Raw genomic sequence first — 389 nt, forward strand, 5'->3', positions numbered from 1 at the left:
GCACGGCCGAACACCACGAGGTCCAGCAGCGAGTTCGTGCCGAGGCGGTTCGCGCCGTGCACGGACACGCACGAGCACTCGCCCACTGCGTAGAAGCCGTTGACCGGATCCTTGTGGCCGCGCGACGTGCCGACAACCTGACCATGGATGTTGGTCGGGATGCCGCCCATCTGGTAGTGGATCGTCGGGACGACCGGGATCGGTTCCTTGATCGCATCGACGTTCGCGAACTTCAACGCGATTTCGCGGATCGACGGCAGACGCTTCATGATCGTCTCGGCGCCGATGTGCGACAGGTCGAGCAGCACGTGATCCTTGTTCGGACCGACGCCGCGGCCTTCCTTGATTTCCTGGTCCATCGAACGCGACACGAAGTCACGCGGCGCCAG

General features: G+C 64.0%; 1 protein-coding gene. It reads right to left on the reverse strand.

What is annotated here, in order from left to right; translation table 11 throughout:
• Nucleotides 1-389, reverse strand: a 389-nt coding sequence (locus DIE08_RS35330) for an FAD-binding protein (RefSeq protein WP_124906467.1), incomplete at both ends; no start/stop codon positions are given.

The sequence above is a fragment of the Burkholderia sp. Bp9004 genome (assembly GCF_003858025.1).
GTDB lineage: Bacteria > Pseudomonadota > Gammaproteobacteria > Burkholderiales > Burkholderiaceae > Burkholderia > Burkholderia diffusa.